22 protein-coding genes are annotated in these 24,983 nt (G+C 40.8%); 16 read left to right on the top strand and 6 right to left on the bottom strand.

Features of this window, described 5'->3' with window-relative positions:
• Nucleotides 1-121 precede the first annotated feature (121 nt).
• The 4 genes from FLL46_RS27785 to FLL46_RS03975 form a co-directional block, all read right to left on the bottom strand.
• Nucleotides 122-256, bottom strand: coding sequence for a hypothetical protein (locus FLL46_RS27785; protein WP_281281929.1), 135 nt, complete (start codon nucleotides 254-256; stop codon nucleotides 122-124).
• A 161-nt stretch (nucleotides 257-417) separates the two neighbouring features.
• Complete coding sequence (locus FLL46_RS03985; protein WP_142892151.1) at nucleotides 418-654, bottom strand: type II toxin-antitoxin system ParD family antitoxin; 237 nt, start codon at nucleotides 652-654, stop codon at nucleotides 418-420.
• Nucleotides 655-808: 154 nt separating this feature from the next.
• On the bottom strand, nucleotides 809-3,316 hold the full coding sequence (locus FLL46_RS03980; protein WP_142892150.1) for an ABC transporter permease: 2,508 nt from the start codon (nucleotides 3,314-3,316) through the stop codon (nucleotides 809-811).
• A complete protein-coding gene (locus FLL46_RS03975) occupies nucleotides 3,317-3,997 on the bottom strand; it encodes an ABC transporter ATP-binding protein (protein WP_142892149.1) in 681 nt (226 codons plus the stop codon). It lies immediately after the preceding gene.
• Between the two features lie 105 nt (nucleotides 3,998-4,102).
• On the opposite strand from FLL46_RS03975, the gene FLL46_RS03970 reads away from it, so the two are divergent.
• Together FLL46_RS03970 and FLL46_RS03965 are read left to right on the top strand one after the other, a co-directional pair.
• Nucleotides 4,103-4,624 (top strand): hypothetical protein, encoded by a 522-nt coding sequence (locus tag FLL46_RS03970; protein ID WP_142892148.1) that lies wholly within the window; start codon nucleotides 4,103-4,105, stop codon nucleotides 4,622-4,624.
• Nucleotides 4,624-5,100 carry a GNAT family N-acetyltransferase gene (locus tag FLL46_RS03965; RefSeq protein ID WP_142892147.1) on the top strand — a complete coding sequence of 159 codons (477 nt, stop codon included), beginning with the start codon at nucleotides 4,624-4,626 and terminating at the stop codon, nucleotides 5,098-5,100. The genes FLL46_RS03970 and FLL46_RS03965 overlap by 1 nt, the downstream gene beginning before the upstream one ends.
• A 170-nt stretch (nucleotides 5,101-5,270) precedes the next feature.
• Here FLL46_RS03965 and FLL46_RS03960 read toward each other — a convergent pair whose 3' ends face one another.
• Complete coding sequence (locus tag FLL46_RS03960) at nucleotides 5,271-6,230, bottom strand: MBL fold metallo-hydrolase (protein ID WP_142892146.1); 960 nt, start codon at nucleotides 6,228-6,230, stop codon at nucleotides 5,271-5,273.
• 211 nt (nucleotides 6,231-6,441) lie between these two features.
• Between FLL46_RS03960 and FLL46_RS03955 the strand changes: the two genes are divergently transcribed.
• From FLL46_RS03955 to FLL46_RS03895, 13 genes are all read left to right on the top strand, one after another.
• Entirely contained in the window at nucleotides 6,442-7,419 is a 978-nt protein-coding gene (locus FLL46_RS03955) for a DUF1835 domain-containing protein (protein WP_142892145.1), read from the top strand.
• A 257-nt stretch (nucleotides 7,420-7,676) separates the two neighbouring features.
• On the top strand, nucleotides 7,677-8,402 hold the full coding sequence (locus tag FLL46_RS03950; protein WP_168204036.1) for a PspA/IM30 family protein: 726 nt from the start codon (nucleotides 7,677-7,679) through the stop codon (nucleotides 8,400-8,402).
• 89 nt (nucleotides 8,403-8,491) lie between these two features.
• Nucleotides 8,492-9,043, top strand: coding sequence for a rhomboid family intramembrane serine protease (locus FLL46_RS03945; protein ID WP_142892143.1), 552 nt, complete (start codon nucleotides 8,492-8,494; stop codon nucleotides 9,041-9,043).
• Between the two features lie 40 nt (nucleotides 9,044-9,083).
• Entirely contained in the window at nucleotides 9,084-9,737 is a 654-nt protein-coding gene (locus FLL46_RS03940) for an OB-fold-containig protein (protein WP_142892142.1), read from the top strand.
• A gap of 55 nt (nucleotides 9,738-9,792) precedes the next feature.
• The gene (locus tag FLL46_RS03935) at nucleotides 9,793-11,772 is read left to right on the top strand and encodes a flotillin family protein (RefSeq protein WP_142892141.1); all 1,980 of its coding nucleotides are present in this window, start codon (nucleotides 9,793-9,795) and stop codon (nucleotides 11,770-11,772) included.
• A 242-nt stretch (nucleotides 11,773-12,014) separates the two neighbouring features.
• Complete coding sequence (locus FLL46_RS03930) at nucleotides 12,015-17,297, top strand: DNA repair ATPase (RefSeq protein WP_142892140.1); 5,283 nt, start codon at nucleotides 12,015-12,017, stop codon at nucleotides 17,295-17,297.
• Nucleotides 17,298-17,306: 9 nt separating this feature from the next.
• Nucleotides 17,307-17,588, top strand: a complete 282-nt coding sequence (locus FLL46_RS03925; protein ID WP_142892139.1) for a polyhydroxyalkanoic acid system family protein — start codon at nucleotides 17,307-17,309, stop codon at nucleotides 17,586-17,588.
• Between the two features lie 222 nt (nucleotides 17,589-17,810).
• On the top strand, nucleotides 17,811-19,187 hold the full coding sequence (locus FLL46_RS03920) for a serine hydrolase domain-containing protein (RefSeq protein WP_142892138.1): 1,377 nt from the start codon (nucleotides 17,811-17,813) through the stop codon (nucleotides 19,185-19,187).
• Nucleotides 19,188-19,380: 193 nt separating this feature from the next.
• Nucleotides 19,381-19,848 carry a hypothetical protein gene (locus FLL46_RS03915; RefSeq protein ID WP_142892137.1) on the top strand — a complete coding sequence of 156 codons (468 nt, stop codon included), beginning with the start codon at nucleotides 19,381-19,383 and terminating at the stop codon, nucleotides 19,846-19,848.
• A gap of 142 nt (nucleotides 19,849-19,990) precedes the next feature.
• The gene (locus FLL46_RS03910) at nucleotides 19,991-21,178 is read left to right on the top strand and encodes a flavin monoamine oxidase family protein (RefSeq protein ID WP_142892136.1); all 1,188 of its coding nucleotides are present in this window, start codon (nucleotides 19,991-19,993) and stop codon (nucleotides 21,176-21,178) included.
• A 198-nt stretch (nucleotides 21,179-21,376) separates the two neighbouring features.
• Nucleotides 21,377-21,931, top strand: a complete 555-nt coding sequence (locus tag FLL46_RS03905) for a hypothetical protein (RefSeq protein WP_142892135.1) — start codon at nucleotides 21,377-21,379, stop codon at nucleotides 21,929-21,931.
• A gap of 50 nt (nucleotides 21,932-21,981) precedes the next feature.
• On the top strand, nucleotides 21,982-22,629 hold the full coding sequence (locus FLL46_RS03900) for a site-2 protease family protein (RefSeq protein ID WP_142892134.1): 648 nt from the start codon (nucleotides 21,982-21,984) through the stop codon (nucleotides 22,627-22,629).
• Nucleotides 22,630-22,736: 107 nt separating this feature from the next.
• Nucleotides 22,737-23,399, top strand: a complete 663-nt coding sequence (locus tag FLL46_RS03895; RefSeq protein WP_168204035.1) for an SMI1/KNR4 family protein — start codon at nucleotides 22,737-22,739, stop codon at nucleotides 23,397-23,399.
• Nucleotides 23,400-23,542: 143 nt separating this feature from the next.
• On the opposite strand, the gene FLL46_RS03890 is transcribed toward FLL46_RS03895, so the two are convergent.
• Nucleotides 23,543-24,412 (bottom strand): LysR family transcriptional regulator, encoded by an 870-nt coding sequence (locus tag FLL46_RS03890; protein ID WP_142892132.1) that lies wholly within the window; start codon nucleotides 24,410-24,412, stop codon nucleotides 23,543-23,545.
• Between the two features lie 136 nt (nucleotides 24,413-24,548).
• On the opposite strand from FLL46_RS03890, the gene FLL46_RS03885 reads away from it, so the two are divergent.
• On the top strand, nucleotides 24,549-24,974 hold the full coding sequence (locus tag FLL46_RS03885) for a DoxX family protein (protein WP_142892131.1): 426 nt from the start codon (nucleotides 24,549-24,551) through the stop codon (nucleotides 24,972-24,974).
• Nucleotides 24,975-24,983: the final 9 nt, after the last annotated feature.

The raw sequence follows: 24,983 nt of genomic DNA, 5'->3' as shown, positions 1-24,983 counted from the left end.
GTAATATTAAATCTATATACTGATTGATTTTTATAGGCGAAAATTATTAAACTATTTTTGTTCATCACACTATTCCAATTTAAAGTAGTGATGATAATGGGTCAGATATAAATTAGATCGCTTAATTAACGATATGTTTCGATGCTTCCATTGATTGATGTAACACATCAATAACGTCGATATGAGTTGGTTTTATTCTGTAGTAAATTGTGTGAGAACCGATAAAATCACTATGATACCCAACCTTTAAATCCATCCTGACTACTCCCTTCAAAGGATTTTTGGCTTACTCTTGCAACCGCTTACGAATTTTCTGAAGATAGGACTTTGTTCTCTCAGCGCCAAAGTTTTTAAGTGAATAATCTTTGATTTCCCTCAAGCTATTTTGAGCTTCCGGCGACAAAACATATTTTGCCATTAACCAATCAAATCTCGCATAAAGGTATCGCCGTCAACCCCTTTTCCCTGGTCTAGTTGTGATTCACCCACTGATAGTTTTTTTCTTAATAAATCGAGCTTTGCTTCGTGCTCTTCAAGCAGTCGAAGACCAGCTCTTACGGCTTCGCTCGTTGATTCAAACCGTCCCTGTTGAATTTTGTTTTCCACAAACTCTCCAAAATGTTTGCCTAAAGTCACGCTAGTATTTCTTGGCATAATTCACCTCTTAGATATGTATTACATATTAATACAGCTATTTCCGGGAAGTCAATATACCCATTTTTTAATCTTCGACAAATTTAACTGGAGATTTTTGGCAAACATGCCCTATTTTCCTGATAGGGCCAATCTCTCAACTTAATAAGATTTATTATTGCGCAACCAACTGTTGAATTGACGCATTAAGACTAGCTCGGCTACTAATCAACCCCGCACAACAAACCAGGACTGTGGTTATCACTAAAGCCACCGACAGCCATAAAACATCCGGTACATAATTCATCGAAAACTGTGATTGATAAATGAGTTCTCCGGCTAACCAGGTTCCAACTATCGCACCAATGGCGGCAATCAACGCGGTAATTAACCACTCATATAAGCTCAATCGAACACAGCTGGACTTGGGTAACCCAAAGCTGAGCAGCAATCCATTTTTCTTGCGATCATCAACTTCGTAGCCTTTCACTGAGGCAGTAATAACAAGCACTGCCATAAAAATAATCATTGCGCTAAAAAATGTCACCAGCTTAGTAATGATCGCCAGAATATTATCGAACCTTTCGGTCATTTCCCTGATGGGTAATAAATATACCCTTGGATTTTGTTGCCATAGTTTTGATAATTCAGGCCAGGCATTTTCAGGTAACTCCATACTTCCCATATAATATTGGTTCGCATCAATGTGTTTAATTGCTTCTGGTGGAACTTGAAACCAGAAGGTTATAGAACCATTGCCGGGTTTATAAACATGGGTTGCTTTGATGACAAAATCATAAACCTTGCCTTCCACCAGAAAACTCAAGCGATCTCCCAGCTTTAAACCAATATCAGTCATGACCTCTTCTTCGACAGAAACCTGATTCCAGTTTTCTGTATTTTGAGTCCACCATTGACCAGACTGAAGTTGGTTGTTAGCCGGCACCTGTGCAGACCAATGCAATCGCACCCGCGCTTTCAGCGCTGCCATGCTGTCGCTAGGTTTGGTTGTATGTTCACTTAACGATGCGCCATTAATTTTAACAACTTGTCCATGTAGATACGGCTTCAACTGGCGCATCTGGCTGCCTGTCTGTTTAGCCCACTGCTTAATGTTTTCAACTTGGTGTGCTTGCGCTCGGGTAATCATTAGATTGCCGTCATGATGACGAACGTAACCCTGCATCGCATTTCCCATGTCTTTCATTAATACCAGGGTAAACAATAACAAAGTGACACATAAACCAACCCCTAAAATTTGAACAGATTTACTCAGCAAACGCTGCTTCATAATAAAAAAAGTGAAGGGCAACAATCCCTGCCGACGCTGAGTTACTTTCTCTCCAACCATCAATAATATCCAGGTCAGTGACATCATTAACAACAGGGTCGCCAACATTGCGCCTAAAACAAATCCTGTGAGCAAACCATTGTCTGAATAAAAAACAGCTAACCCGGTGATGCTTAAAATCGACCAGAAAAAACGGATCCAGTTTGATCGCTTATTGCTTTGCTGTCGAATCAATTGGGGAACTGAAACGTGAGACAATTCCATCCAGCCGGGTATTTGGAATATCGCCAGCAAGGCCAATAACAATACAATGGTTTTCATTATCGGCAACCATTGCCATTGCGAACTTAACTCTGGAAACTGTGCCTGCAACTCACCAATGATGAATACTTGTGTGATTGACGCTAATATCAAAGCCGGAATTAATAACAAAATAAAACCAATAAACCACTGTAAAACAGCCAGGGTAATTCCCTGAGTTCGACTTATTCCCATACTCAAACATAAGGCAACAAAACGCTTCTGATTGATCAATTGGCGCCGACCCGTGAGGTCAATTGCAATCGCTGCCATCAAAAATAACAGCACTGACGCCAAGCCTAAGAAGTTTTCAGTTCTTTGCCAAAATAACGCCAGCGGATGCCCTCCACCACGATGTACCACTTGCGCACCCGGGAGTTCTTTTTTAGTCCACGTTAGAAAGGATTGGTGATGTGCCGAATTAGTTTCAAATAAATAGCGGTACTGTGCCTCAGTGGCTTTACCGCTGCCCAACTCACTGACTTCCTCATCAAACAAACCAATTTCATCGGCATGAATCATGGCACGCATAGAAACCGCACCATGCCCCTCTAATAACTTGTCAGGTTCATGATGAATAATACGAGTCACCCGAAATGGCTTTTCCGCGATAGATATCGATTGACCTATGGATAATTCCAGGCTGGAAAAAAGCCTCGCATCAACCCATATTTCTCCTGGCCTCGGCCCAGACCGAGCCGCGATTGTTTCGCCAGATAGAGTATCCGAAACCGTTAAATTTCCTTGTAGGGGATAGTTATCACCAACCAACTTAAGCTTGACCTTCTGCCATTTTTCGCCATTGGTAAGCGTCAGTCCCAGCAGTTGAACCAAGGTATGATTGGTGGACAAAGAGTTAGCATGGGCCAGTTGAGATTCGGTAAGCGGTTGATACTGGCTCAACACTAAGTCAGCTCCCAGTAACTGTTGTAAGTTCTTTTCGAGGTGAGTTTGAATCGACACACTGCTTAAACTTAAACTCAGTAAAAAAAACAACAAACAGCCCTGAATCCACCTAAGTAAACGATTATCACTGGTATGATATTGTTGACGAAATAACTGCCAGGATAACTTGATGATTGAAGGCTTCATTTACGCCACCTTCACTGATGAATCTTTATAACCGAGTAACCCCTGCTGAGAAAGTTCGTAACAGTGATCTGCCATTTTGGAAAGCGCTTTACTATGAGTGACAACGACTAGACCAGTTTGATTAGCATCGCTACATTCAAACATCAGTTCTACAATATCCTTTGCGGTTTTCTCATCAAGATTACCGGTAGGTTCATCAGCGAAAACAAAAGCCGGCTCAGTGACAAATGCGCGGGCGATGGCTATTCTCTGCTGTTCACCACCGCTGAGCTGGCTCGGTTTGTGTTTTGCCCGATTCTCCAGCCCTACTTTGCACAACCACTCTTCAGCTTTCTCCATCGCACTTTTATCACCTTTCAACTTTAAGGGCAGCGCGATATTGTTAATCGCATCAAGTTCCGGTAATAAATGAAACTGTTGAAAAATAAATCCGGACTGCTGCCTTAGCGCTAACAAAGGCTGGGCAACGCCACCGTCAGAAAAAACGACATTGCCTGATTGAGGGGTTTCTAATCCTGCCAAAATCAATAGTAAACTCGACTTACCTACGCCGGAAGGCCCAACAATCGCGTTAGTCTCGGCACTACTCACTGTGAGCGATAATCCTTGAAATAAGGAGATCACTCTATTTTCAGTTTGAAAATGATGCCCAACCGAACCTAATATAATATGCTTAGTCACAAAACACTCCGAGTAGATTAACTGAGTTTCAGTAATCCTATCGCACCGGGTGTGAAATGAAGGTGAAATTATCTTGCCTGTAACAAACTATTATTCGATCAACCAATGTCAAAACTAAAACAGCAATTGAAAACCTGGGATGGAAAGTCTGCCGACGATATTGCAGCCATTTATCATATCTGTCGCTCACTGCCGAACTTCATTAATAAGACTATAAAACTCATGCAAAATACTGAGTTTCAATGTGGTGCAAGTTGGCTACTCAAATATCATTGCGAACAAGGCGGAAAAATAACGCCATTGCAAGTGATCAATATCTATCGGCAAGTTAATGAGCTGGAACATTGGAGCTCACAACTTCACATATTACAAACCATGCCCAGTTTACCGATTACTCAAGAAAACCAGACAATAGTGGAGAGTTTTTTACGTCGTTGTATTGTCAGCGATAATAAATTTGTTCGCGCGTGGGCTTATAACGGATTTGATATTCTCGCCACTCAACATGTGCAGTTTAGAAAGGAAGTTGATCAATTTCTAGAAATGGCCATGCGGGATGAAGCAGCATCAGTTAAGGCGCGAATTCGTAATATTACCAAGCAAAGAAAAACATCGGGAAATAAGTAATGACTCTGGACAAAGTCGTTAAACTTTCTCCTGCCCATGCAGACATCATGCATCAGGTTGCAATGCGTTCGAAAGCCCATTGGGGATACTCCGAAGAATTTATGCTGCAATGTCGAGAGGAGCTCAGTTATCCCGCGAGTCGATTTCAACAACAAGAGTTTTACGGCGTTTTTGAAAACGGTGAAAGTCTGGCTGGTATTGCTGGAGCTTTAGATAATAAAAACAACACATTTGAAGTGACTGATCTTTTTGTTTTACCGAAATTTATCGGTACCGGATTAGGAACCCACCTTTTTAAGTTTCTTCGCCAGAGAGTGATTGAACTTGGAGGAAAGGAACTTCAAGTTCAATCCGACCCAAATGCCGAAGTTTTTTATCAAAAGGTAGGATTTAACACTGTCTCGCGAACAGAATCAGTCAGCGTTCCCGGGCGTTATTTGCCTTTTATGAAAATGAAATTACCATCGAAAACTTAAAAGTGCTCTCCACTAAACATCACCTAGACTCGACAACCTTTAACCTCTCCCTAGCCCTCTCCTTCCAGGAGAGGGGATTTATTGACGACCGCTTCATGCCGTCTCAATGATTGTCAGAGTTCATTAAAACCAGGGTCTGGAGGTGTCAATATGAGTATCAACCGATACAATTAATGACTATGATGACCTTTTTCTTTAGCGTGTTTGTGTCCTTCCTTAACGCCTCGGTAAATCTGTTTAGTCATTCTTTCTGTGCTGATAAATCCCCAGGTCCATTTAGCATCGTATTTCGCCAATGGATTTAACTTAACCACTTCCGCTTCACTTTTACCCTGCTTGACTAATTTAGTAATGATTTTCCTCACATCAACTAACATTTCGATAGCCATTTTAAGGTCCTTTTTGTTCGCTAAAGGTCCATGTCCGGGAATGATTTTAGTGTCGTCATTACTCAGCTTATAAACCTTTTTCTGAGCTTTGATAAACCCATCAACACTACCACCGCTGTCTAAGTCGATGAAGGGAAACATCCCATTAAAAAAGGTATCGCCCATATGGATCACATTCGCATTTTTAAAATGGATGACCGCGTCTCCATCGGTATGTGCGTGAGCTACATGGAAAATTTTGGCGTCTTCTCCATTTAAGTGAAAGCTCATTGAGTGAGAAAAAGTGATAACAGGCAGAGCTGCCTTCGGCGCTTTCTCGTTGCCTTTTTGCGTTCGAATTCCTTTCGTCAATAAATGCTGGCGTAGGTTTTCATGGGCAACAATACGCGTACCCTCTTTACCCATGTTTTCATTGTTACCTGTGTGATCGCCGTGGACATGAGTATTAATTAAAAAATCTACCGGTTTATCAGTAACACTTTTAATCGACTTTTTCATTTTATCCAGCAATGGGGGCATAGAATCATCAATCATCACCACACCATCTTCACCCACCGATAATCCAATATTGCCGCCGGTGAATCCGCCGACTCCTGCTAACATATATAAGCCCGGCGAGACCTCCGTAGTGCTAAAATCAACTTCCTGCTTTTTTTCAGCAGCGAAAAGTGATGTGGTTAGAATGAGTGTGCTAGCAGCCACTAGCCCTTTTGAAATCGCAGCTTTCTTGAAGTATTTCATCGTTAACTCTCCCAAAGAGATTGTTTTTATTTGCATTAATATTTTGAAACTGTTCAATACTGAGAACTGATAGAGACTTCTGTTACAGTTTAGTTCGGGATCTGTAGCCCCTGATGACTGGAATTAACTATCTTAAACCAACTGGCTCGGTGCACAAGACTGTTTTCTCCATAAATAGCATTTTGAGATATAAATTATTCCTGGATAGAAAATGAAAACATTACATATCACCAATGGCAGCAATACCACTGATTTAATGGAGGCAGCTAATATTGTTGGAGATAAATTATCTTGGGACGACTTACTCCACGAAGGTCCCGTCATTTCGGGGCTGTCACTGGAAGAATTATCCGATATTCGTGCTGATTACATTGCTGAAATGAGCGGTGAAAGCAAGCAGTCCATCCGTGAGAAGTTCGATAAGCGAAACAGCACTCTAAACCAATTGAACAATTATGAGCAGGTCACCTTGTGGTTTGAACATGATCTTTACGATCAACTTCAACTTCTCCAGCTTCTGGACTGGTTCAAGCATCAGAATCCACGCAATACAACATTAGACTTAATCAACACCGATAAATACCTCGGTTATCACACTCCAGAAGAATTTGCCCAATTAACCAAATATCAAACCCCGGTTTCAGACAAACAGTTGGTATTGGCCGCATCCGCCTGGGAAGCATTTACCGCCAATGAACCAGCTCAACTAAGCCAATTACTCAGCCAGGATTTAAGCCCGCTTCCTTTTCTTCGGGCTGCTCTGGTGAGATTGTGCCGGGAATTCCCTGATGAACATTCAGGACTTCCAATGACGGAAAAACTGATTTTAGATGTATTACAAGAAAATCGACCGCTAGAAAACGGCCCCTTAGCGCCAGGAAAACTCTTCCAACAATACCAATCCCACGAAGAGGCCCAATTTATGGGTGATTCACCTTTTTGGTGGCGACTCAATCAGATGACATTCTGCAAATATCCATTGCTAGTCTATACCGTCAATGAGCCCATTAGCTTTCCATTAAACCCCATCCAAAAAATCAGTATTAGCCCTTACGGCGAACAAGTATTAGCCGGCAAGGCAAACTGGTTTACTGATAACGCTCTGTCTCGATTTATTGGCGGCTGCCAGCTAACAAAAGACAATCGATGGCGTTGGAGTAAAACCAATGGCAATTTAATCAAAAAATAATGATGGAATATTTATTGACGCACATCGTTTGCTTCACCATCAGGTTGTTTGTCTAATCAAGACTTTTTTGCTTGTCCAAGAAAAGCTTAGCTGCAGCAGTACTGACTCGTACTTCCTAACTGGCAACTCGCGATCAGCTACCCTGAACAGTGTATCAACCAAAATAACAATTGACATATTATGTCTAAACTTGCTAACCTAAGGACATATTATGTCGCACTTTCAGTGCAAAAATGTCAATATTAGGGAGTATTATTATGAATCTCGTAGACAAAATATTCACTTCAATTCGCGGTGGAGCCAGAGAACTGGGAGAAGCACTTGTTGATTCGCAATCAATCAGAATCTATGAGCAGGAAATCATGGATTCTAAAGAACATCTGGCAAACGCTAAAGAAAACCTGACAGAGATAATCGCTAAGAAGCTAGCTGCTGAAAGACAGTTATCGGCAATCAATGCTGAAATAGCTGAACACGAAAACTATGCAGTAAAAGCCCTGGAAAAAAATGAGCAAGAATTAGCCGTGCAGATCGCCGAAAAAATAGCCAGGTTGGAATCTAAAACTGAAATACTCAAGGAAGATATCAGCATTTATCAACAAAGCGCAGAGTCGTTAAAAATACAAATTCAACAAGCAGACACAATGATCAGCGAATATGAGCGTGACCTCGCTATTGTGGATACGACAGCTTCATTACAACAAGCTAGAAGCACAATGGTGCAAGCAACTACACTTGATGATTCTGCACTTAGCGCTGCGCAGCAGTCATTAGAAAAAATTAAACAGAAACAACAATTTCAACAAGATAAGATAGCCGCTTCCATTCAACTCAAAAAGGAATTGGAAGGTGAAGATTTGGAAGAAAAACTAAAATCCTCGGGCATTATTCAGGATAAAAATTCTGCTGAGGCAGTGTTGGCCCGGTTGAAGAAATCAACTTCAGAGGAACCAGCTACAACCAAAACTGAAGATGGCTCTTAATCAGGGCCCAACTTCTGCAAAACAGGTTAGCAATAAAAATTGCCCTGTGGAATAATCCATAATCTTAACTATGAGGAACTCATTATACAGTGAATCGAAAAACCGTTAACGACTACCGAATATTACTATTTTTCACCGCCTTTATCTGGCTGCTGGAAATAGCGAATTTAATATTCGATCACCAACTCAACCAATTCGCATTGCAACCAAGGCAGGTGAGTGCTTTACCCGGTATCGTTACAATGCATTTTCTCCACTGGAATTTATTCCACATAATCTCTAATTCAATACCACTATTGATACTCGGCTTTTTTGTTTGTTCAGTGGGAAAAGGTATTAAAGTCACCATCAGTATAATGCTAATATCAGGCGCGCTCGTCTGGTTATTTGCCAGAAACGGTCTACACGCAGGCGCATCAGGATTAGTGATGGGTTATTGGGGCTATCTAATCAGCAATGCAGTATTCGACCGAAGTTTAAAAAATATATTTTTTGCGATATTGACTATCGCTTTTTATGGCGGGATAGTATTCAGCCTTATCGATTTTAGAGAACACGTTAGTTTCGAGGGGCATATTTTCGGCTTTTTAGCAGGAGTCATGAGTGCATGGATTTGGCGCGACAAAGCCAACCATAGATAAACTCAATAACAATGAAAACGAATTTAAAAGGGAGTCAATAATGGATGCGTTTTTAATCAATATCAGTAGCTTCCCAACAATAATATTTACAATTGGATTAGGCGTAGTCATCGGGTTCTGGTTTCTTGTCATACTCGGCCTGTTCGATCTGGAATTTTTTGACATCGAAGTTGACCTGGATATCGACGCGGATATTAGTCAGGTTGGTGGTGTCGCCGGTTTACTCACCACATTGGGATTAACCGGAGTGCCGATAACGGTAGTCATTAGCCTGCTTATTCTTAATAGCTGGTTCATTTGTTATTTCGCCAGTAAGCTGGTTCCCAATTTCCCCGATTTAATCTCTCTCTTGCAGACATTATTAAATCTGGCGGTAGCGATCATCAGTTTTTTAATCTCAATTCCAATTACGGCACGAATGATAAGACCGCTAAAAGGTTTATTTAAGACTATTAATCAAGAGCCAATATCAAAATCTCTTATTGGAAAAACCTGTCGCATTCGCAGCAGTCGCGTTGATGAGGATTTTGGCGAGGCTGAATGCATTCACAACGGTGCAAGTTTAATCATCAAAGTAAGAACAACTGGAGATAACAGCCTGAAAACAGGCCAGAATGCCGTTCTTATTGAACATAAATCAGAAGATACTTTTTTCGTCATTAGCGAAGAAGAATTTAATAAAAGCATGACATAACATGCCGTTAAATTCTTTTTTGAAACTTTTAAAATAAATACTGGAGTACTAATAAATGGATACAGAAATATTAATAACGATAGGTAGCTGGGTTGGGCTGATTTTGCTATTCGTTTTCGGAATAGCAATCATGTTTAGCGCATTTTACAAAAAGGTACCGCAAGGATACGCGCTAATAGTTAATGACATGTCGTCAAAACCAAAAGTTCATTTTACGGGCGGTATGGTTTATCCAGTGATTAACAAAATGGAAATCATGAAGATATCCTTGATCACTTTAGAAATTGATCGTAGAGCAAAAGATGGCTTGATTTGTAAAGACAATTTGCGAGCAGATATCACAGTTGCGTTTTATTTGCGAGTTAACGAAACACGAGAAGATGTTCTTCGAGTAGCAAAATCAATCGGTGTTGAGAGAGCTTCAGACAAGGAAGCGGTTAACGAATTATTTAATGCAAAATTCTCCGAGGCGCTTAAGACTGTTGGTAAACAAATGATCTTTTTGGATCTATTCGAAAATAGAATTCAATTCAGAGAAAAAATCATTGAAGTTATCGGTAATGATCTGAATGGTTACGTATTAGAAGATGTCGCTATTGACTACCTTGAGCAAACGCCTAAAGAGAAACTTGATCCAACCAACATTCAGGATGCAGAAGGTATTCGCAAAATAACCGAAATTACCGCAGAGCAAAGCGTTGAAACTAACCGCCTGGAAAAAGATGAAAGCCTCGCGATAACCAAAAAGAACGTCGAAACCCGCGAAGCAATGCTTGCGCTGGAAAGACAGGAAACAGACGCTGAATTGAGACAGAGACGAGAAATCGAAACACTACGTGCTCGTGAAGAAGCTGAAACTAGAAAGGTTCAAGAAGAGGAACGATTAAAAGCAGAGCAAGCTCGAATTGAAACCGAAGAACAAGTTGCCATTAGAGAAGAAGTAAAACAAAGACAAGTTGAAGTGGCGGAGCAAAATCGAGAACGAGCCGTTGTTATCGAAAAGGAAAAAGTAATCCGAGCACAGCAAATGGAAGCGGTTAATCGTGAAAGAGAAGTGGAACTTTCGGAAATAGATAAAGAAAAAGCGCTGGAAGAAGAACGCAAAGTTATCGCGTTAACCATCAGTGAACGTATTGCCGTTGAAAAGAAAGTTGCCGAAGAAGAAGAAAGAATAAAAGAAGTACAAGAAGTGTCTGAAGCCGACCGTCAAAAGCAGGTAAAAGTATTAGCGGCCGAAGCCTCTGCGCAGGAAGAAATGGTACACACCGTTAAACGAGCCGAAGCGGAAGAACAAAAAGCTCAGTTTAAAGCACGAGAAATTAACCTGATAGCACAAGCCGAGTTAGAAGCAGCGGCTAAACAGGCAGAAGCAGAAAAGAAAATTGCTGAAGGCTCGCAAGCCAGTGAAGCAGCCAGCGGCCTGGCACAAGCGAAAGTGTTAGAAGCGAAAGCCGATGCATTTGAAAAAGAAGGTTTGGCACAAGCGAGAGTTCAAGAAGCGAAAGCCATTTCATCAGAAAAAGAAGGTCTGGCTGAAGCCAAGGTTCTGGAAGAAAAACTAACCGCCGAAGCTCGCGGTAAAGAAGAGTTAGGTAAAGCCGATGCAGTTGCGACGAAAGAAGTCGGTGTAAGTGAAGCAGAAGTATTGCGCGAAAAAGGAAAAGCTGAAGCCGATGCCCTGGTTGATAAGTTCGCGGCAATGAATAATATGGATAAAGATTCTCGTGAGTTCGAAGAATTCAGATTAAATCTGGAAGTTCACCTTAAAGAAGTCATGGCTTCGATTGAAGCTAACAAAGATATTTCAAGAGATCAGGCTGACGTATTAGCTGCCGCACTTAAAAATGCCAATATCGATATCGTCGGTGGTCAGGGAGATTACTTTGATAAATTGGCTAAAGGAATGGGCGCAGGAAACGCAGTCAACGGTTTTATTGAAAAAAGCCCAATCGTCCAGGCATTAATGGAAAAATTGTTAGGCGGCGCCAATAACGCCGAGTCTAATGTCCCTAAGCTTGATAAGGATGACGCTTAATCAAATAGCTGGCGGAGACACTTCGCCAGCCTTCCACAATGTTAATGCACGTGGATTATTAAACATTAATGTTAGCGTTATCGTTTCAAAGACGATGTTTTAGAGACCATGTTTTATAGGCTCCGTTTTATACCGACCATATTTTATAAATCATGTCTAAAGGGTTAAGTTTTTAAGGAATACCTCATTAGAATTCTTTTCATAGGGTAACAAATGAGTTTATTCCGATAAGGGAAAAGAACGTGACAGATCAAACACAAAACAACTCAATTGTAGAACAAGCAGTCGCCGAAGGTGGTGCTTACGATATCATTCGTCAGCGACTCACTGATCAGGGACGAAGCTTCGACAAATTAATTAGCGACATTAATCAAGCCAGGCAAGAAGAGTTCGGCTCAACTGAAATGAGCGTGCTGGGCCGAATGCGTTTGAGAACTGAGAATAATTGTCAGGCAAAAGACTTGGTCATCGTCGGTGATTATGTTTTGTTCGGTTACAATGTTTACATTGGTCTGCGCAAAGAAACTCGAATTGAAGATGTACTGTCTCTTTACCAACTATCTGAAAAAGAAGGCCAGTACGAACTTCGCTCTGTCGCCATCAAGGATTCTTTTCTAGCTGATCAGCGCTTCCAAAGCGAGTTTGGTGAACTTTACGCCTACTACAAAAATACTTCATTGTCCCAGCTGGTGCTTAAGGGAAATAAACTTTTAGCCTCATTCCAAATTGGTGACAGGCTAACCGATATTCGCGTTTTTCGCTGGGAAATTTCAGCCGACGGAAAGAGAATTGACTACATTGATAATCGTGGTGAGCGAGATATTCAACTACCGGCAAGCCACGATTTTGAGTGGGTAGAATGTCACAGAGACGATGTGGTCGATGGACGTAACCCGCATATCAATATCCTCGACACACTCTTCGTTGACTCACTACGCGGCGATATCACCATCAAAGTTGAGAATAACACCAATGTTGGTTTGGGAATTTATTCGGAGCCAGTAGAGGAAAAAAACCAATCGTTAGATGACGCAGAGTTTTATTACGCCGATCTCAACCAGATAATTTTACTCAAAATAAAGCCCTATCAAGAAGATGATTACCGCTACCTGGTTTTTAATCGTAACAATCAGGAAATTAGTCGCATTGATGCCATTGGCGATGCTTGTCTACAACTTCCAGAAAATCACGGTATCATATTTCCAGGTGGCTACTATCTTACCTCCGGTGACTATAAAACCTTTGACGACAGTCTGGAGGGTTTAGTTTACAAACGTACTTTGCGCTCACCTAATGGCGAAGATGTGTTGTACGTATTTTATCAACCAACAACCAATGTTATTGCGCTCTATCCCTACAATATTATCGATAAGTCGCTACAAAATCCGTTGTTCGGTCACGGTTACGGCTTTTATGAAGATGGTCGCATGATTATCTTTTACGCCGATGAAGAACCTAATCGAGTACACCCAATTCAAATCTGGCAAACCCCCTACTTCTCAGAAGTCTATGCCAGTGCTCAGCCGGAATCGCAAAGCTTCTATGGAAAAATAGGTAACGCAGAATTAGTTCGAGGTATTTCTGAGTTCTACAGTATTGCCAGAAGCATTATGTCAGAGGATGTCTCAGCACAGCACTATCACGATTTAAGCAAACAGTGCGTTAATATTTTTGATACCTATTTTTGGCTGGACTCGCCAGAACTCAAATCAATCGCTGACTTAGTTCGTCAAATTGGAGAAACGGCAGAATCAGTCATCGATGAATACGAAAAAGTTGAAAGCATTCGCAACCAGTCGGTGAAAGCACTCAATGAAGCGGAAGCGCAACAAAAAGAAATTATCCGGCATATCGAACCTGACAGCTGGCACTCGCCGCAAGAGTTTGTTGATGGCTTAAATCATATCCGCCAGTACCGCGGACACTTGATGACCATTCGCGAATACCGTTATATCGATATCGCAAGAATTGATTCACTCAACGAAGAAATTGAAAAAGTAGAGCAAACACTCAATCAACAAACTATTGAGTTTTTGGCATCGGAAGGTGCGCTAGAAAGTTATTATAAAGAACTTGATAAGATCACCAACGAAAGCCAAAAATGCCAAAGTAACGCGGAACTGAAACCTTTTTTACAAGCGCTGGAAAAAATGGCCCAGGGTTTAGATCTCATTTCCGAAATGATGGCAACCTTAAAAGTTGACGATGCCACTTTGCAAACCAAAATTGTCGACTCGGTATCTGAGCTTTATGGCAAACTCAATCAAAACAAAGCCAAACTCGATCATCAGCGTAAAAACATGGGAAGCGCTGAAGCCACGGCGCAATTCGGTGCACGACTTAAGCTTCTCAATCAAAGTATCCATAACGCAATCAGCCAGTCAACCACTCCAGCCAAATGCGACGAACATGTTTCTCGTTTACTTGTTCAACTGGAAGAGCTAGAGGGAGAATTTAGCGAATACGATGATTTCATCACTGACATTATCAGCAAACGAGACGAAATATTTGAAACGTTTGAAACCCATAAGCAAAGCCTGATTGAAGCACAGCAACGCAAAGCACAATCACTTGCCGATGCAGGCGAGCGAATTTTGCAAAGCATTCAAAGACGCGTAAAGCGATTTACCGAACAGGATGAATTAAACGCGTTTTTCGCTGCAGATGGCCTGGTCAATAAAATCCGCGACATAGTCACTCATTTAACAGAATTGGATGACAGTATTAAAGCCGAAGATATCGACGCAAAATTAAAAGGCATTAAAGAACAGGCAATTCGTGCTCTCAGGGATAAAAGCGATCTGTTTGAAGATGGCGGACAAGTGATAAAACTCGGCCCAAGGCATAAATTCTCAGTTAACAATCAAGAGCTGGATCTCACCATATTACCAAAAGACAACCAGTTGTACGCCAGGCTAACCGGTACTGACTTTTCAGAACCACTCGAAAGTGAACGACTGGAAAATTTACAGGCATTCTGGAATATTGAAATCGAGTCTGAATCTGAAAATTTATACCGCGCGGAATATCTTGCTTATCAAATGATTAACGCTGCTGAAGATGAATCGGACAATTTATCCTGGCACAAGCTAACCGCGGCCGCAGCTGATAGCAAACAGCTCAGCGCGTTAGTAAATGAATTTGCGACGCCTCTGTATCGTGAAGGTTACGAGAAAGGTATACACGACCATGACGCAACGCTGATTTTAAAACCACTGGTATCGGCCTATGAACTTGCCGGCGTTTTCAAATATTCGCCACAAGCTCGTGGACTCGCCGCTATATTCTGGGCTAACCAACAAAGAGATAAATCGACTCAGCTCTGGCAACAGCGCGCCGTTAATGCAGCCCAAATGGAAAAAGTATTTAACGACAACAAAGCCAAACGCTTATTGACTGAAGAAATCTCCCAATCGCTAAATACTTTTGTCAGCGAGAATAACTTGTCTTTCGACAACTTGATGCTAAAAAGTGCGAGTGAATATCTGTGCGAAGAACTGTCGCAAAACTCTGTCAGTTTTGCGACATCAAAGTACGCCAGACATCTTTGCGATGAATTTAAAACTCATCTGGAAATGCATAATGTTTGGCGAGACTACCAAAAATCGCTGGACGATTTAAAAGGCCAAGTAGGTAAACGCTGGATTTTATCTGAAAGTTGGTTAACCGCTTTTGTCCAATCACAGCAAAAAACGGAGTATCAGAACTTTATCGGTGAAGCGATAGGCATTCTGAACGCAGAGCAAAGGATTAGTCGCAATGATCGGGAAATTGATATTCAGTTTAACGTAGAGAACTTACTCGGCACGCATCCAAGAATAGAGAATCAAAGTTTATCCCTTCAGCTCGATGATTTTTTAGATCGCAACAAGCATCACTGCGAAATGATTATTCCGGGTTATCGAGAATTTATCAAAGTACGCCAGCAAGTTGTTAATGAACAAAGAGAATTTTTACGCTTGAACGAATTTAAACCCAAGCCGTTAGCCTCATTTGTCAGAAACCGTTTAATCAACGATGTCTATTTGCCAATTATCGGCGACAACCTGGCAAAACAGATTGGTACTGTTGGTGATAAAAAGCGAACTGACCTGATGGGATTATTATTAATGATATCACCACCGGGATATGGAAAAACCACTCTGATGGAATATGTTGCAGAGCGCCTTGGTCTGATTTTTATGAAAATTAATTGCCCGGTTATCGGACACTCCGTTACTTCGGTAGATCCGGAACAAGCCGACAACAGTGCTTCCAGGCAAGAACTTGAAAAGCTGAATCTCGCGCTTGAAATGGGTAATAATGTCATGCTCTACCTTGATGACATTCAACATACCAATAGTGAATTTCTGCAGAAATTTATTTCTCTTTGTGATGGTACACGACGAATTGAAGGGGTCTGGAAAAAACGTACCAAAACCTATGATATGCGCGGCAAAAAGTTTTGTGTCGTGATGGCTGGTAACCCTTACACTGAATCGGGAGAGGCATTTCAAGTGCCGGACATGTTGGCAAACCGTGCTGATATTTATAATCTCGGTGATGTGCTCAGCGGAAAGGAAGAAGTTTTTGCCTTGAGTTACATTGAAAACGCACTGACATCAAATCCAATTTTAGCGCCGCTGGCCACTCGGGAAATGAGTGATGTTTATAAGTTTCTTGATATGGCCAATGGTATCGACGTGGCCACAACCGATCTTTCACATCAATATAGTGGAGCAGAAATTAAAGAGATTGTTGGCGTATTGAAAAAGCTGCAGACAATTCAGCAGATTGTGTGGCGAGTTAACCAGGAATATATCGCGGCGAGTGCGCAAGATGATAACTATCGAACGGAGCCTGCATTTAAATTGCAGGGTTCTTATCGAAATATGAATAAAATGGTTGAAAAGGTTTCAGCCATTATGACTGATGATGAGTTGCGCCGTTTGGTCGATGATCATTATCAGGGAGAATCCCAGTTATTGACCACGGGAACTGAAGCTAATTTACTGAAACTGGCTGAATTGCGAGATTGTTTAACTGAGGAGCAAACTGAGCGCTGGAATCAAATTAAAACAGACTTCCTACGTAATAAAGCCATGGGCGGCGATGATGCCAATACCGGTAACAAAATTGTCGCACAACTCAATGATTTAGTGAGTGGCGTGAATGCCTGGCGCGAGTCGGCTCTACAATCAACAGATTCTTCAACAATGGAAAGCCAGGACAACTCAGGTGTTGAAATTACCAGGGCGATTGGCCAGCTTTCCAACAAACTAGAGCAACTTCTGGAAAAACAAACCACTCCAAAATCAGATAACACTATTGCGAGCATCACTAAATTGCTTGAAGAAACGCTTCACCCGCTCATTCGAGTTATGGATGGCAAGCTAGATCTTGATTTAGGCACTCACAAAAAAATGACTGAGTTGAATGATAAGTTAGATGCGATTGCCAGCCGAGCTGGGCAGCCATCTAAATCAATTCCTAAACCAAGCAAAACCGAAAGCTCGAAACGACCTAAAACCAGTAAAAAAGAGTAATTTGAAAATATGTCAGCAATAATTGTTAGCCGCACACATCAATACTCAATTGAAGAATTGAAAAATAAAATTGATAAAATAATTTTGGATATTCAACAAGAACTTGAGTTTCAATCAGAATGGGAAACTGAAAGTAATTTAGTATTTCGCCGCAAAGGTGCCAATGGTTCGATTGATATTGATGAGAATAATTTTGAATTAACACTTAGATTGGGAATGATGTTCAGAGCATTAAAAGGCACTATTGAGCGGCAGATAATTAAAGTGGTGGATAGTCATTTGAATGTTTAAATAACAGAGAACTTAACCTCAGATGTTTAACTAGACCAAAAGATTAATCCTCTCCCACTGATAAGGTTCCTAATTTTCTGAGCACTATTCGTCTAAGGAGCCTATAATTTAAATCACCAATAATTTAAACCGCCGGGTATAAATATCCGTTAATTGGAATGTTTGACGAACTTTGGTGAAGTAACCCATGACCACGAGCTTTACTGAATTAGCTTTCCTCTTATGAAACCTTTCGTGGAGGAAGTATGTGAATTTTGCCAACCAGCCATACCCGATACTCCGGCTGGTACTATCCTCACAGCTTGGCTTAAGGCATTCAATTCAGCCGAGTTGACGCAAATGCAGACCTTCGACAAAAACCACGGACACAAGGGAACTCCACCTCTGGCACAGATGCTAGATTTTCGTGAACAGACTGGTGGTTTCGCGCTATTGCAAATTGAAAAAAGTGAGTTCCATTCACTAATTGCGCTCATTCAGGAGAGGAATTCAGATACAGTTGCCAGGTTAATCTTGTCTACGAATTCCTCAGAGCCGCCACAACTTGTAAAAATGACTTTATTAATTACTGCCCGCCCTGCTGACTTAGCTATTCAACGGATGACGAAAGCAGACGCGCTGACGTCTCTCTCGGATCGCGCTGATGAGGAGGCCAAGAACGATCGTTTCTCGGGCGCTGTACTTATCGCAAGGCATGGAAAGATCTTGCTCCAGAAAGGATGGGGTTATGCTAATCGTGAGGAAGGTGCAGCCATCACTCTCGACACGCAGTTCCGCCTTGGATCGCTCAACAAGATGTTCACTGCTATTGCGACGTTGCAACTTATTGAAGCAGGTAAATTGAATTTGGATAACACAGTGGGCATGTATCTCTCGGATTATCCAAATGAAGATGTAGCCTCGAAAGTCACCGTACGTCATCTGCTCACGCATACCGGAGGCACGGATGATATCTTCGGTCGTGCTTTCACAGAAAACCGCCTGAAACTGCGAGAGCACTGTGACTATTTAAAGCTATATGGAGCACGAGATCTTGTACATGAACCGGGTGCTGAGTATCGATACTCGAATTATGGCTATGTCCTACTTGGGGCGCTTATAGAAAAAGTGACTGGCATATCCTACTACCAATATATGCGACTCAATATCTTTCAGATTGCAGGTATGGAGTCCACCGATTCGTTGCCCGAAACCGATGATGTGCCAAAGCGTGCCTGTGGGTACATGAGGTGTAACGGAATGTGGCAGTCAAATGTTGATACCCTTCCGTGGAGGGGGAATGCGGCGGGGGGAGGTTACTCGACTGTCGGTAATCTCTTTCGATTCGCTCAAGCGTTAGAGTCAGGGGCATTAATATCAAAGACGCTGCTTGCTGAAGCAACGAAACCACAAGCACAGCAATATGGTTATGGGTTTGAACTTTCGGGAGATGGGCTGCTACATAGTTATGGTCATGGCGGCGGTGCTCCAGGGATGAACGGTTACTTTCGCATTTTCCCACATCTCGGCTATGTGGTTGTTGGTTTAAGCAATTTCGACCCACGGGCTGCGTCACGGCTCATAGAGTACTTCACAAACCGAATGCCGGTGGCTCCATAGCCTGCCAGGAGACGCCTTTGTGGATTCTCTGGGTGACAGCTTGACCGCGCCCTGATATCTTTAAGTTGTTATTGAACGGCAACCAAGTGATCTGCCCTCCTCGATTGTAAATTTAAAACTGTGCAGATTAAGTTTCATTTTAGCGTGATTTGCTGCACTCAATAAGCTGTTATGTTTGTAGAGAACTCAATTTATGAAATCGAAGTTTGCAATAATCATATTGCTAACGATCTTTCTCTCTAGTTGTGCAGGAAGACAGATAAATATTATCGATCACGAAGGGAAAGTCATCGGTGAATGTATAGCTGGTTATGATTGGCATTTTTATGGGCTACAAGATTCAATAGACTATGCCTTGTATCTATGTGCTAAAGACTCGATTGAAAAAGGCTACGCCATATCTGATAAATCGCTGCTTGAACGTGATTTTACTCTTCCAAAACCACCTGAGGGTAAGTCTTGGAATAAGAAATTAGCTATGCACCACTTTAAAAATGGTGATATTACAGAACAAAAACTGGGGTATATTCTTGCTGCTATCGAGCATGAATATTTATTAATTTCAAGGGATGCAGAAGTTAAATTCACTCAAGGTACAATCAGTAAAGCCGAGTTTGATCAAATTATAAGTGATGCTAGACATGTTTGGCTTGGTGAATAAGAAACATAACAAAAAAATGCACGCGAATAAAAGCTAGACAAAAATAGAAACACACTTGAGTGAGAGTGCAATTAAAATTAGTAAGTCTCTATTCTGCGTTATATATTAAATAAAATTCTGAAATAAGTTGAAGGTTATTAAAATGAAGAGAAGGGATTTTATTAAAATATGTGGTTTACTAGGAATATCTTTCCCTTCCTTTGGAGCTAAACCAAAGAACGATGCTAAACACTCACAAGATTCGGATAACGTCTTAATAATTGGTTCTGGTGCTGCCGGAATAGCGGCAGGGTATTTGTTAGAACAACAAGGTGTTAATTATAAAATACTAGAAGCTTCTGAGACTTACGGCGGCAGGATGAAACGCACCACTTCTTTCGTAGATTTTCCGCTACCGCTGGGAGCCGAGTGGCTTCATGTATCAGAAAAGGAACTGGCTAAGATTGTTAATAAAAATTCAAAAGCTATCACTACTCAATTAAAAGAATACTCTGGCCGCGAGGCGATTGGCTACTATGAAAATGGTAGTTTAAGTTATTCAGCTTTATCAGAAGTATTAGGTAGCGACTTTTCCGACAAGAAGTTTATCAATTCCTCTTGGTTTGATTTTTTTGATGAGTATATCGTTCCACACATTCGAAAGAATATACAATTAAACACACAAATAGTTTCAATAAATTATCAAGGTAGTCGTATTAAGCTTATTGACGCCAAAGGCTCTCGTTACGAAGCCGACAAAGTTATCATTACAGTACCACTGAAAGTGCTACAAAATAACATAATTTCATTTGTACCAACATTAACAAAAAGGAAAAAAGAAACTATTCAAGAAGCACCAGTATGGGGAGGCATAAAAGTGTTTATTGAATTTGCTAAGCGGTTTTATCCAGCATTTTTAGCTTTTCCTGACAGTATAACGAATAAAGGGCAACGAACTTATTTTGATGCTGCTTTTGCGCAAAACACATCTTCTAATGTTCTAGGGCTGTTTGCTGTTGGCGAACAGGCAAAACCCTATCAACGCTTATCACACCGTGAACAATTAGCTTATATTTTAAATGAACTAGACCAAGTTTTTGAAGGCGAAGCGTCTCGCCAATATAAGCAACACATCGTTCAAGACTGGAGCAAAGAGCCGTTTATTCAATCAGCCTATTTGTCTGATGAAGCTCCATCCTATATCTCAAGCTATTTATTCACTCCTGTTAAAAATAAACTATTTTTTGCTGGTGAATCTTATACCCATGAAGATGATTGGGGTGGTGTTCATAATGCAACACGAAGTGCCAGGCGAGTTGTTGAAGAAATAATTAGTTTAAGGATGGAATAAGAATTAATTTTCTACGACGGTGAATTTAAGAAAATACAGATTCCAGAATCAGAATATATAGGAAAATTGAGAGCGTACTTGCTAAGTGGTAATAAACGTGACTTACTTGAGAAAATCGAAAATGTATAATAATTCGATAAAAAAGACACCAATAACAACACGCTTATTAGCAGAGCGTTAAGTTCGGGAGTATTTGCTATGAAGTATCTTATTTTCCGAAATCGTATGTTTGATCAAATCAAGACAAATGGGGTACTAGAAGTACTACCGTTAGAAAATGGTTCGTTTAGAATCTTTTTTGATATAGATGGATCTACAAATGTCCCAGATGTGGTTGATTGTGAAGGTTTAGATGATTTAGAGAATACTTCCTATCGCCATATAAGTGCTGACTTTGACATTACCCTCCCATATGAGGTCGGAATGGAGAAAGGGCTAGATTACTTCAGGAATTGGCAATTTTCTCCTTATAAACAAGAAAAGAAATTATTCGAATCCTACTTACGAGATGAAGTCATTAGAGATGCGTTTAGGATAATGTACTACGATGATGCACATGAAATGCCTATGTTCAATCTTATAAGAGTGTTAGAGAACGAGAGCGGACAATGTTTTTTATATTGGGAGTGTTACGGTCTTGAAGAAAGCGAGTACAAAGAAATAGTGGTTGATGATTCAGATTCTTGGCTTTGCCGCGAGCCGTTATTCATTATACATTGGCCTATAGAAATAAAATTTAAACAAAAAACTTAACAATGCGCTGAAATTTAGCGTAAAAAACTAACTTAGCGTTAACTTCTATTATGACTGAACTACTTTTATCAATTACGATTTTTATGACTCTCCATATATCTGCAATGGCAATTTTTGTTAAGCTTTGCGGAGTAAAGATCAAAGAAATCACCTATGGAGCAGGACCCACACTAGCAAGGATAGGTATTTTTCAATTCAAACCGCTTCCTCTAAGTGGATACGTTAAAACTCTTGATTCTAGAGAGAGTGAAGTATCTGAAAAAGAAAAGAGATTTGCATTTAATCATCAACCAGTATGGGTACAAGTTTTTGTTCCTTTATCAGGTTGCTTGTTTTTATTGATATTATCAATCCTTATTCAAGGAGAAAATGTGATGTCATCATTTATAGGTGCATTTCCACAAATGATATTTGGTGCATTTAGTCCACTTTCTGAAGCACAAAACTTAATTAGAGAAGCACATTTATTTATTCAGAAAAACTCTTTATTAACAGTTATTGTAATTGCGCAAACGAAACTTGTAGCTTTTAACCCATTACCTCTTACCATCTTTAATGGCGGTCAGGCAATTGTCGGTTTAATTAAGTGGGGCAAGTCATCTACAAACTGGGAGACTGTAGCGGCTCAAGTGTCGTTGGTTATAGCTATAGTTTTAATAGGCAGCTGGTTAACAGCAATAATATATTATGCTTGGTAATTTTAAAAAAGTTAACAAGTCAAGGCATAGGACACAAGCGCCTATGTCTGAGGCGCTGTTAAACTTCCGCTTATGGCGAATTTTGAATTCAATAAAAATATATGGTTATGGAAGAATTAAAACTCAAACTAGATGAATTAAAAAAGGAAGATGAACGCTGCAATGCTTTTGGGGCAAGTTCGCATGGATATGAATTGAATATTCCTTTGTCAGAAACCGAGTTTAAGGCAATTGAGGCAAAATATGGATGTATTTTTCCCGATGAGTATCGAGAGTTTATCACCACCGTCGGAAACGGAGGCGCAGGACCTTTTTACGGAGTTTTTCCAATTGAAATGGAAGATGACAACCATGATATGTGTTCTTGGACAGATGGAACACTTGTAGGAAATTTGTCGAAACCATTTCCTTATAGTTCAAATTGGAACTTGCCAGATTCGTTTTGGGAAAATGAGCCAGATTGTGACAATTGTGAATCCGACGAAGAGGAAGACGCACTTTGGGAGACATGGGAAGAACAGTTAAACGAAAAATATTGGGCTGAAAATGTTATGTCGGGCGCAATACCTATTTGCCATGCAGGATGTGCAAGAAGAATATGGATGGTTGTAAGTGGTCCAATGAAAGGAACTATTTGGAGTGACCTTAGAGCAGACTATGCGGGAATTGAACTGCTCAAAGATGATGACGGAAGAAACCTAAGTTTCAAAGGATGGTATCTGAGTTGGCTCAACAAATCATTGAAGGAAATTAGAGAATCGAAGAACTAAAGTAATCTACGCGTTTTGAACTAAGGTCCGCAATTGGCCGAATCACGACCAAATCTTAAAACAAAAATCAAACAACCTAAAACTTATTAAATAAACTCAAACTTCAATTCAAATAATCACCAAAAATTCACTTCACCACCTGCTCAAGAATTCCATTCGCTAGAAAAAGCCTGCGTCAAATAGCGCATAACTAATTTAATCCTTTCAACTTTACGTAAATCAGGATGAGTTAATAGCCATAAATTACTGGGAAGGCTCTCTTTAACTCGAAACAATTTTATCAGTTCAGGTCGTGACTGATCCTCAGGTAAAAACGCCAAGCCCTGCCCAGATTCTGCAAAATAAGACATCGCAGTTAAATCATCGCAGCGCGTTACAACTTGATTGGTAAAATGCTTGTCCTGCCAGACAAATGCCGGCAGGTTACTTAAAGCACCTGTCGCACCAATTAAAGAATGGTTTACTAACTCTTTCATATTGTCAGGTAAACCAAATTTATCCTGATATTTCTTACTCGCATAAACACTCCAGTTAAGCGTTGCCACCTGCCTGCCAACCAAATGTTCCGGCGGCGAAGGCGTTGCTCGCACTGCGATGTCAGCTTGACGGTTTGACATATTAAATTCCTGGTTACTAACCAAAAGCTCAATCTGAATCTCTGGATATTGACGATTAAACTCGGAAATATAACGGGGTAAATAACGATAGGCAATATTGGTGGGCGCCGTGATTTTTACGTTACCTTTGGGTTGAAAATCCTTGCCTACAATGTGACGGTCAATACTATCAAAAGAATCTTCAATGTTTTGTGCAAGATCAAGCAGCTCATAACCTAATGTCGTCAGCTCGTAACTATTGTTAATACGTTCAAATAGCTTGCCACCAATTTCCTCTTCAAAAGCATTCAAGCGCCTGAAGATAGTCGAGTGATTAACGTCAAGCTCATTAGCCGCCCCCGATAAAGATCCACAACGAGCAATCGCTAGAAATACTTTTAACGAGTTCCAATCCATACTTTTCTCTCTTTATCACTCTTGCAAAATTGCAATTCGAATTTGCATATATTGCCAATTTAAGTGCAAATTCGCAAGAGAGATAATGTTCGAGCATATGAAGCAATCGCACTTAACTGACCAGAAGGAAATCACAATGAACAATTTATTGAACCCAGATACCAGCCCATTGATCTTACGAATTTCGCTCGCCATGGTACTACTGGCGCATAGCCTCTATCTTAAGTTGGTGCTGTTTACTTTGGCTGGCACCGCGCAATATTTTGACTCGATCGGGCTACCTTCCATACTTGCCTATTTTGTTTTCGCTGTAGAAACTATATCCGGCGTGTCGCTGTTATTGGGCTTTAAAACTCGCTTTTTTTCCGCACTTGTCGTGCCTATTCTGCTCGGCGCCACCTGGGTGCATTCGGCCAATGGATGGTTATTTACCAACGCGGGCGGCGGTTGGGAATACCCGTTAATACTCACCTTAATGGCAATTGCGCAGATTGGTCTGGGAAATGGAAAATACGCGCTCGATACTTATTTTCAATCAAAACAACAACTAACCCAATCATAGGAGCGGATT

Source organism: Aliikangiella coralliicola (assembly GCF_007004725.1).
Lineage (GTDB): Bacteria > Pseudomonadota > Gammaproteobacteria > Enterobacterales > Kangiellaceae > Aliikangiella > Aliikangiella coralliicola.
This window is presented reverse-complemented; position numbering and strand designations above follow the sequence as displayed.

What these genes read in the sequence shown, in the direction of transcription:
- FLL46_RS03890 (WP_142892132.1), bottom strand. Translation starts at nt 24,412, where the DNA reads ATGGATTGGAACTCGTTAAAAGTATTTCTAGCGATTGCTCGTTGTGGA.
- FLL46_RS03935 (WP_142892141.1), top strand. Translation starts at nt 9,793, where the DNA reads ATGGATACAGAAATATTAATAACGATAGGTAGCTGGGTTGGGCTGATT.
- FLL46_RS03980 (WP_142892150.1), bottom strand. Translation starts at nt 3,316, where the DNA reads ATGAAGCCTTCAATCATCAAGTTATCCTGGCAGTTATTTCGTCAACAA.
- FLL46_RS03925 (WP_142892139.1), top strand. Translation starts at nt 17,307, where the DNA reads ATGTCAGCAATAATTGTTAGCCGCACACATCAATACTCAATTGAAGAA.
- FLL46_RS03905 (WP_142892135.1), top strand. Translation starts at nt 21,377, where the DNA reads ATGAAGTATCTTATTTTCCGAAATCGTATGTTTGATCAAATCAAGACA.
- FLL46_RS03950 (WP_168204036.1), top strand. Translation starts at nt 7,677, where the DNA reads ATGAATCTCGTAGACAAAATATTCACTTCAATTCGCGGTGGAGCCAGA.
- FLL46_RS03940 (WP_142892142.1), top strand. Translation starts at nt 9,084, where the DNA reads ATGGATGCGTTTTTAATCAATATCAGTAGCTTCCCAACAATAATATTT.
- FLL46_RS03965 (WP_142892147.1), top strand. Translation starts at nt 4,624, where the DNA reads ATGACTCTGGACAAAGTCGTTAAACTTTCTCCTGCCCATGCAGACATC.
- FLL46_RS03915 (WP_142892137.1), top strand. Translation starts at nt 19,381, where the DNA reads ATGAAATCGAAGTTTGCAATAATCATATTGCTAACGATCTTTCTCTCT.
- FLL46_RS03885 (WP_142892131.1), top strand. Translation starts at nt 24,549, where the DNA reads ATGAACAATTTATTGAACCCAGATACCAGCCCATTGATCTTACGAATT.
- FLL46_RS03955 (WP_142892145.1), top strand. Translation starts at nt 6,442, where the DNA reads ATGAAAACATTACATATCACCAATGGCAGCAATACCACTGATTTAATG.
- FLL46_RS03900 (WP_142892134.1), top strand. Translation starts at nt 21,982, where the DNA reads ATGACTGAACTACTTTTATCAATTACGATTTTTATGACTCTCCATATA.
- FLL46_RS03910 (WP_142892136.1), top strand. Translation starts at nt 19,991, where the DNA reads ATGAAGAGAAGGGATTTTATTAAAATATGTGGTTTACTAGGAATATCT.
- FLL46_RS03985 (WP_142892151.1), bottom strand. Translation starts at nt 654, where the DNA reads ATGCCAAGAAATACTAGCGTGACTTTAGGCAAACATTTTGGAGAGTTT.
- FLL46_RS03960 (WP_142892146.1), bottom strand. Translation starts at nt 6,230, where the DNA reads ATGAAATACTTCAAGAAAGCTGCGATTTCAAAAGGGCTAGTGGCTGCT.
- FLL46_RS03970 (WP_142892148.1), top strand. Translation starts at nt 4,103, where the DNA reads ATGTCAAAACTAAAACAGCAATTGAAAACCTGGGATGGAAAGTCTGCC.
- FLL46_RS03920 (WP_142892138.1), top strand. Translation starts at nt 17,811, where the DNA reads ATGAAACCTTTCGTGGAGGAAGTATGTGAATTTTGCCAACCAGCCATA.
- FLL46_RS03895 (WP_168204035.1), top strand. Translation starts at nt 22,737, where the DNA reads ATGGAAGAATTAAAACTCAAACTAGATGAATTAAAAAAGGAAGATGAA.
- FLL46_RS27785 (WP_281281929.1), bottom strand. Translation starts at nt 256, where the DNA reads ATGGATTTAAAGGTTGGGTATCATAGTGATTTTATCGGTTCTCACACA.